Here is a 7,722-nt window from a genome sequence, read left to right on the forward strand (position 1 = left end):
GTGGGGTGTCGACGGGTCAGGAGGTGCCGAGCAGCAGCGGCCCGGCGAGCGGGGCGCGGGCGAGCAGCGGCAGCAGTTCGGCGGCCGGCCGGGCGCGGTGCGCGGTGACGCCGAGCGGGGCCGGGGCCAGCGGGATCAGGAGGTCGCCGTCCGGGTCGGCGTCGGGGCTGTGCAGCCAGAGCGCCGTCGCGTACTGGCCGGGGAAGGTCAGCAGCCGGGGCTGCCGGCGGGTCCGGGAGGCCTGGGCGAGCTGCCAGGCCTCGCGCAGCGCCCGGACCGTCGAGTCGAGGTAGGGGCCGGCGGTGAAGTGGGAGAAGCTGTGGCCCTCGGCGCTCTGCACCACCTCGGCGGCGGCGGCCACCTCGGCGCCGTCCTTGATCAGGAAGCGCCAGCCGGTGCGGCGGGCGGCCGGGAGCTCCGGGCGCGGGCCGTTCAGGACGTGCACCGCGAGCGGGTGGGCGGGGAGCAGTGGGCCGGTCGGATGGCGCAGTGCTGCGGCGGCGGGCTGGCGCAGCGCGGTCTCCGAGTCGAGCGCGCCCAGGACGGCGCGCAGGGCGCTCGGCGGGGGCTGGGGGGTTTGCAGAGTCATGGCGGGGTCCGCCTCTCCAAGCGAGATCGGCGTGCGAGTGCGGCATACCGGCGTGGCGGGGCGACGCGTCGTCGGTGACGGGGCCGGGCCGTGTCCGGTTGTGCAGGATCGCGGTGCCGGCGCGGTCGCCGCCTCGACGAGGGCTTTCGGGGCGAGGCGGACCGGCCGGAGCGCTGTGCGAATTCGAACAGGTGCGCAGGGTGATCTGTTTATCACAGGCTGTGGTGTCGGGCAAGTCCACAGTTCGTCTGATTTTCCGTCAGATGCCTTGCATTGCAAGCCAGTACGCACGTTCGGGTATCGATCTTCGCGGTGGGCATCATGCTTGCACGGTCGGTCGACCGGGTGCTCGACGGGGTGGCTCTGGAGGAGGGGACCGTGGGCGAGAAGGTCGTGGCGACTCGGGCGGAACTGGCGGACCGGCAGCTCTACCGGCGCAAGCTCCACACGTGTCTGGACGTGCTCGGACGGATGATCCGGGAGGACCGCTTCGACCGGCCGCGGGCGGTGATGGGCCTGGAGATCGAGCTCAACCTGGCCGACGAGCAGGGCCTGCCGGCCATGAACAACGCGCAGGTGCTGAGCGCGATCGGCTCCAGCGACTTCCAGACCGAGCTGGGCCGGTTCAACATCGAGGTCAACATCACGCCGCACCGGCTCTGCGGGCACGTGTTCGAGGAGCTGCGCGAGGAGATCGACACCGGGTTGCGCTACGCCGACCGGCAGGCGGCCGAGGCGGGCGCCCGGATCGTCATGGTGGGCATCCTGCCGACCCTGGAGCACGCCCACACCGGGCTGGACGCGATGAGCCACAACCAGCGGTACAGCCTGCTCAGCGACCAGATCCTGGCCGCCCGCGGGGAGGACATCGCGCTGGACATCGAGGGGGTCGAGCACCTCCAGCTGGAGTCGATCACCATGGTGGCCGAGGCCGCCGCCACCTCGCTCCAGCTGCACCTCCAGGTGACCCCGCAGCGGTTCTCCTCGGTGTGGAACGCGGCCCAGGCGATCTGCGGGCCGCAGCTCGCGCTCGGCGCCAACTCGCCCTTCCTGTTCGGGCGGGAGCTGTGGCGGGAGACCCGTCCGGTGCTCTTCCAGCAGGCCTGTGACACCCGCACGGCGGAGCTCAAGGCCCAGGGCGTGCGCCCGATCACCTGGTTCGGCGAGCGCTGGGTGGACTCGGCGTACGACCTGTTCGAGGAGAACCTGCGGTACTTCCCCGCGCTGCTGCCGATCTGCGACGACGAGGACCCGATGAAGGTGCTGGCCTCCGGCGGCGCGCCCAGGCTCGCCGAGATGCGGCTGCACAACGGCACCATCTACCGCTGGAACCGCCCGGTGTACGACATCGCGGGCGGGGTGGCGCACCTGAGGGTGGAGAACCGGGCGCTGCCGGCCGGGCCGACGGTGGCCGACACGCTCGCCAACGCCGCCTTCTACTACGGACTGGTGCGGGTGCTGGCCGAGCAGCCCCGGCCGATCTGGACCCGGCTGCCGTTCGAGCGGGCGGACGAGAACTTCCAGCAGGGCGCCCGGTACGGCATCGACGCGGTGTTCCAGTGGCCGCGCTCGGGGCGGGCCGGTCGCGGCGGCGGGCTGCAGACCGTGTCCGCGGTCGACCTGGTGCTCAACGAGCTGCTGCCGATGGCCTACCAGGGGCTGGACGAGTGGGGCGTGGAGCCCGCCGACCGGGACCGCTACCTGGGCATCATCGAACAGCGCTGCCTGCGCCGCACCAACGGCGCGTCCTGGCAGACCGCGACCTTCCACCGGCTGCGCGAGCAGTACGGGATGGACCGGCCTGCCGCGCTCGCGGCGATGACCAGGCGCTACGCCGAACTCATGCGCGGCGGCGAGCCGGTGCACACCTGGCCGGTGGGCTGAGCCCTCCCCGTCGGGGCGGTCCGGCGGCTGTGTCAGGATGATCGCTCCGGCGGTCGGCCGACGGCCGGAGCGACCGCCCGTCCGCTGGAGCCCCCGTGACCACCGTCCCGACCGCGCCGGAGACCGCGAAGCCCACCCGTCGGCTGTTCGGCGCGGAGCTGCTGATCGTCCTCGGCCTCTCCCTCGGGGCCAGTGGGATCAGCGCGCTGATCAGCTTCACCGGCTCGCTCACCGAACCGCTCAAGCTCGGCCAGCAGGTCGCCACGCTGAACGGCTCGCGGGCGCCCGGGCGGCCCTGGCTGGACCTGGTGTGGCAGCTGTACTACATCGGGCGCGGGCTGATGCCGGTCGTGCTGGTCGGGTACCTGCTGGTGCGCGAGGGCGTCGCGCTGCGGGTGTTGGGCTTCGACCTCGGGCAGAAGCTGCGCGACCTGGGGCGGGGCGCCGCCGTCGCGGCCGCGATCGGCGGGTCGGGGCTGGCGCTCTACCTGGCCTCGCAGGCGGCCGGGTACAACCTGACGGTGGCGCCGTCCGGGCTGCCGGACGTGTGGTGGCGGGTGCCGGTGCTGCTGCTGTCGGCCTGGCAGAACGCGATCCTGGAGGAGGTCGTCGTCCTCGGCTACCTGCTGCGCCGGGTGGGGCAGGTGGGGTGGTCCTGGCCGGCGGCGGTGGCGGCGAGTTCGGTGCTGCGCGGCTCGTACCACCTCTACCAGGGGGTCGGCGGGCTGGTCGGCAACATGGTGATGGGCGTGGTGTTCTGCCTGCTGTACCGGCGCTGGGGGCGGGTGATGCCGCTGGTGGTGGCGCACGCGCTGATCGACACGGTGGCCTTCGTCGGGTACGCGCTGCTGGCCGGGCACGTCAGCTGGCTGCCGACCCCTTGAGCGACTGCGCCCGGCCGCGCGGCGGACGGGCGAGCAGCCGGTCGACGTGCCGGCGTTCCAGGCCCTCGCCGGGGTCGACGGGCAGCAGCAGGCGGTCCCGGCGCAACTGGGCGCGGCGGACCAGCCGCGGCGGGATGACGTCGTCCACCCAGGCGAACGGCCGGCCGGCGGCGTAGCGCAGCAGCGGGGCCCACTTGGCGGCGGAGAACAGCTCCATCAGCGGGACGCGCGGGTCGCCGGGCTGCGGGACGTAGCCGGTGAAGGTGACCACCGGGAGCGGGTCCAGGCCGATCGCCGGGGCGATGTGGGTGTTCGCGTTCTCCTCCCACGTCGTCGCCCAGACCAGGTCGTACGTTCCGGCGAGCTCGCGCAGCCAGGCGCCGTGCCGGGCGGACAGCAGGACGGTGTAGCCGAACAGGGTGTGGGTGTCGAACCCGGCGTCCGGGTGGGGGCGGACCGGGTTGAGGACGCCGTCGACGTCCAGGAACAGCAGTGGCTTCGGCACCCGTGGCCCCTCGGAGACGGTGGTGTTTCCTGACACTTCGGACGTCACCCGCGCACCTCCGGTTGCCCACGGGCGGGCGCACGCGGGGCGCACAGGGGGCTCACGGAGCGGGCGCGGGCTGGCTGACGGGCACCGGTGCGTCCGTCGTGCCCCGACGGCTCAGCCGGCGCACCTGCGGGTCCAGCAGGACGACCGCGCTGAGCACCAGGCAGGCGGCGGCGCACGCCCAGAGCGCGCCCGACAGGCCGAGCGCCACGGCGGCGGGGCCGGCCAGCGCGGTGCCGACCGGGGCCAGCGAGTAGGAGCCGAGTTCGTCGTACGCGGTGACCCGGGAGAACATCTCCTCGGGTATCTCCTGCTGGAGCGCGACCATCCAGTTGACGCCGAAGACGGTGACGCCGACACCGGACAGGAACATCGCGACGACCAGCAGCGGCAGCGGCACCTCGGCGGCGAGGGCCAGGGCGGGCACGCCGAACAGGAAGACCCCCCAGTTGCCGACCAGCAGGATCCGGCGGGGCCGCCAGCGCGTCATCAGCACACCGGTGGCCACCAGGCCGACGCCGTAGGCGGCCATCGCCAGGCCCCAGGCGCCCGCCCCGCCGAGCCGCTCCTTGGCGGCGGTCGGCCCGTACACCGACTCCACCGCGTTGATGCAGGCGACCAGCACCGAGAACTGGAGCACGATCACCCAGAGCCAGCGGCGGGAGGCGAACTCCCGCCAGCCCTCGCGCAGGTCGCGCAGCATGCCGGTGCCGGAGGACGCGGGGGCCTTCTCCGGCTCCAGGAAGAAGCGGAGGGCGGCGGCGACCAGGAAGCACAGGGCGTCCAGGGCGAGCACCCAGCCCGGGCCGACGAGGGCGGTGAGCGCCCCGCCGAGGGCGGCGCCGCCGATCTGGGAGGCGTTGAGGCCCATCCGGAAGACCGCGAACGCGCGGGCGGCGTGCTCCTGGGGGACGGCCTGCATGATCATGCCGCCGGAGGCGGGGGAGTAGAGGGCGTAGCCGGCCCCGCCGGCCGCGGAGAGCGCCAGCATCTGCCAGAGCCGGACGTCCCCGGTCAGCACCAGGGCGGCCAGGACGGCCTGGGAGACCCCGCTGAAGACGTTGGCGGCGACCATGATCAGGTGGCGCGGCAGCCGGTCGGCGAGGGTGCCGCCGACCACCATCAGCAGGACGGTGGGCACCAGCCGGGCGGCGGTGACGTAGCCGACCTCGGTGGTGGTGCCGCCGGTGCCGAGCACGGCGAAGGCGGTGGCGATGGGGGCGCCGGCGTTGCCGAGGCCGCTGACCACGGTGGCGGCGGTCTGGATGCGGAAGTTGCGGCTCGCCCAGGCGAAGCGGCGTGAGGGTGGGGTCGGCACCCGGAGACTATGCCGTGGGGTCGTACGGGTGTCCATCCGGTTTTCGTACCGGGGCGCCGGGAGGGTGGGGTTTCGGCCGAGGCCGGCCCGTGAGCCGAGATCGGCGGCCCTGTCGGTTGTGCCGGTCCCGTCAGCCGAGGTGGCCCCAGAGGAACGTGACGGTGCGGCGCCAGGCGATCCGGGCCTGGAGCGGGTCGTAGGTGCCGATCAGGTTCTCGTCGTTCATGAAGGCGTGCCCGGCCGGGTAGAAGTGGATCTCCGGGCGGACGTCGGTGGCCTCGCCGATCCGGATCGCCGCCTCGTCCACGGCGGCCATCGGGATCGAGCCGTCCAGCTCGCCGAAGTGGCCGAGCACGTGGGCGGTCAGGCCGCGGTAGTCGAAGTCCGGGTCGGGCGGCAGGCCGTAGAACGGGACCGCGGCGGCCACCCGGTCGCCGGCCCGGGCGGCCAGCAGCAGGGCGAAGCCGCCGCCCATGCAGAAGCCGACCACGCCGACCGCGTCGCCGACCACGCCGTCCAGCGCCAGCAGGTGGTCGACCGCCCCGGCCAGGTCCTCCACCGCCCGGTCGACCGGCAGCTCGCGCCGGAACCGGGCCGCCTCGGCGCCGTCGTGGGTGGTGGCGCCGCCGAACAGGTCGGGGGCGAGGACGGTGAAGCCCTCGGCGGCGAAGCGGTCGGCCATGTCGGCGATGTGCGAGGTGAGGCCCCACCACTCCTGCACCACCACCAGGCCCGGCCCGACGCCCTGCGGTGGGCGGGCCAGGTAGCCGTGCGCGGTACGGCCGTTGCTCGGGAAGGTGACGTTCTGCCGGGAGCCGCCCTGGTCAGGCATGGCTTCCTCTCGGTGGGTCGGGCCGCGAGCGGCGGGAGTTCGGCGGGGCGGTCCGGGTCAGCCCATCTCCTCCAGGGCGCGTCCCTTGGTCTCCTTGATGCAGAAGGCCACGAACGGGATGGAGAGCAGCGCGAAGGCCGCGTAGATGACGTACGTGGCGGAGAGGTTCCAGTCGGCGAGGTCCGGGAAGCTGACGGTGATCGCCCAGTTGGCGATCCACTGCGCCGAGGCGGCGACGGACAGGGCCAGCGCGCGGATCCGGTTGGGGAACATCTCGCCGAGCAGGACCCAGACCACCACGCCCCAGGAGAAGGCGAAGCAGAGCACGAAGACGTGCGCGGCGACCAGGGCGACGGTGGCGTGGGTGTTGTCCAGGGTGGCGGTGTCGCCGGTGCCCTGCCGGTAGGAGAACGCCCAGGCGGCGGTGCCCAGTGCGGCGGCCATGCCGATCGAGCCGGCCAGGGCGAGCGGCTTGCGGCCGATCCGGTCCACCAGGGCCATCGCGATCACCGTGCCGATCACGTTGATGATCGAGGTGGAGAGGCTGATCAGCAGCGAGTTGGACTCGTTGATGCCGACGGACTGCCACAGCAGGGACGAGTAGTAGAAGATCACGTTGATGCCGACGAACTGCTGGAACACCGAGGCGCCGATGCCGACCCAGACGATCGGCAGCAGGCCGAAGCGGCCGCCCATCAGGTCCTTGAGCCGGGGCTTGCGGCTGGACTCCAGCACCGAGCGGATCTCCGCGACCCGGGAGTCCAGGTCCACGCCCTCGCCCTCGACCTCGACCAGCACCTTGCGGGCCTGCTCCTCGCGGTGGTCGGCGATCAGGAAGCGCGGCGACTCCGGGATGGCGAGCGCCATCAGCCCGTACACCAGGGCGGGGATCGCCTCGACACCGAGCATCCACTGCCAGGCCTGGATGCCGCCGAGGTGGTTGGTGGACTCGCCGCCGGCGGCCTGGTTGAGCGCCCAGTTGGCGAGCTGGGAGACGGTGATGCCGAGCACGATCGCCATCTGCTGGAAGGAGGCGAGCCGGCCGCGGTACGCGGTCGGGGCGACCTCGGCGATGTAGGTCGGGGCGATCACCGAGGCGATGCCGATCGCGATGCCGCCGACCACGCGCCAGGTGGCGAGGGTCTCGATGTTCGGCGGGAACATCGAGCCGATGCCGCTGGCCGCGAACAGGACGGCGGCCAGCAGCATCGTGCGGACCCGGCCGAGGCGGTCGGCGAGCCGGCCGGCGATCACCGCGCCCACCGCCGAGCCGAGCAGTGCGATCGCCACCACGAAGGCGGTGGTGCCGTGGCCGACCCCGAAGTGCTTCTGGATGCCCGTCACGGCACCGTTGATCACCGCGCTGTCGTAGCCGAACAGGAAGCCGCCCATGGCGGCGGCCGCCGAGATGAACACCACGTGGCCGAGGTGGGCCTCGCCGGCCGCCCGTTGGCTGTTGACTGAGGACACGCGCGCTCCCGGGGGTGGACGGGCCCGCTCTGACGCCGAGTGGGCAGGGCTCGTCTCACATTCGAGCAGCGCGGCGGCCGACCTGCCCGAGTTGGCGGCCGACCGGGTGATCCGGGGTCAGTCGGCGGCGCGCGGCCGGTCGGTGCGCCGGTCGGTGGTGCGCGGGTGGTCGGTGCGCGGGGCGCCGTCCACGGG

7 protein-coding genes are annotated in these 7,722 nt (G+C 73.3%); 2 read left to right on the plus strand and 5 right to left on the minus strand.

All coding sequences use genetic code 11. The features are described 5' to 3' along the window. Window positions 1–16 precede the first annotated feature (16 nt). Window positions 17–589 (minus strand): hypothetical protein, encoded by a 573-nt coding sequence (locus ACFU6K_RS23860; protein WP_380666162.1) that lies wholly within the window; start codon window positions 587–589, stop codon window positions 17–19. A 378-nt stretch (window positions 590–967) separates the two neighbouring features. On the opposite strand from ACFU6K_RS23860, the gene ACFU6K_RS23865 reads away from it, so the two are divergent. After that, complete coding sequence (locus ACFU6K_RS23865) at window positions 968–2,473, plus strand: glutamate--cysteine ligase (RefSeq protein ID WP_049655516.1); 1,506 nt, start codon at window positions 968–970, stop codon at window positions 2,471–2,473. Window positions 2,474–2,568: 95 nt separating this feature from the next. Next, window positions 2,569–3,357 (plus strand): CPBP family intramembrane glutamic endopeptidase, encoded by a 789-nt coding sequence (locus tag ACFU6K_RS23870; RefSeq protein ID WP_117492396.1) that lies wholly within the window; start codon window positions 2,569–2,571, stop codon window positions 3,355–3,357. On the opposite strand, the gene ACFU6K_RS23875 is transcribed toward ACFU6K_RS23870, so the two are convergent. The 4 genes from ACFU6K_RS23875 to ACFU6K_RS23890 all read right to left on the minus strand — a co-directional run bounded on the left by ACFU6K_RS23875 (window position 3,335) and on the right by ACFU6K_RS23890 (window position 7,527). After that, entirely contained in the window at window positions 3,335–3,862 is a 528-nt protein-coding gene (locus tag ACFU6K_RS23875) for an HAD domain-containing protein (protein ID WP_380666164.1), read from the minus strand. The two genes, ACFU6K_RS23870 and ACFU6K_RS23875, sit on opposite strands and share 23 nt — an antisense overlap. A gap of 100 nt (window positions 3,863–3,962) precedes the next feature. Next, window positions 3,963–5,225 (minus strand): MFS transporter, encoded by a 1,263-nt coding sequence (locus ACFU6K_RS23880; RefSeq protein WP_380666166.1) that lies wholly within the window; start codon window positions 5,223–5,225, stop codon window positions 3,963–3,965. Window positions 5,226–5,355: 130 nt separating this feature from the next. Next, entirely contained in the window at window positions 5,356–6,057 is a 702-nt protein-coding gene (locus tag ACFU6K_RS23885) for a dienelactone hydrolase family protein (RefSeq protein ID WP_380666168.1), read from the minus strand. A gap of 57 nt (window positions 6,058–6,114) precedes the next feature. Next, window positions 6,115–7,527 carry a sugar porter family MFS transporter gene (locus ACFU6K_RS23890; protein ID WP_380666170.1) on the minus strand — a complete coding sequence of 471 codons (1,413 nt, stop codon included), beginning with the start codon at window positions 7,525–7,527 and terminating at the stop codon, window positions 6,115–6,117. Window positions 7,528–7,722 lie beyond the last annotated feature (195 nt).

Source organism: Kitasatospora sp. NPDC057512, from assembly GCF_042802135.1.
Classification (GTDB): domain Bacteria; phylum Actinomycetota; class Actinomycetes; order Streptomycetales; family Streptomycetaceae; genus Kitasatospora.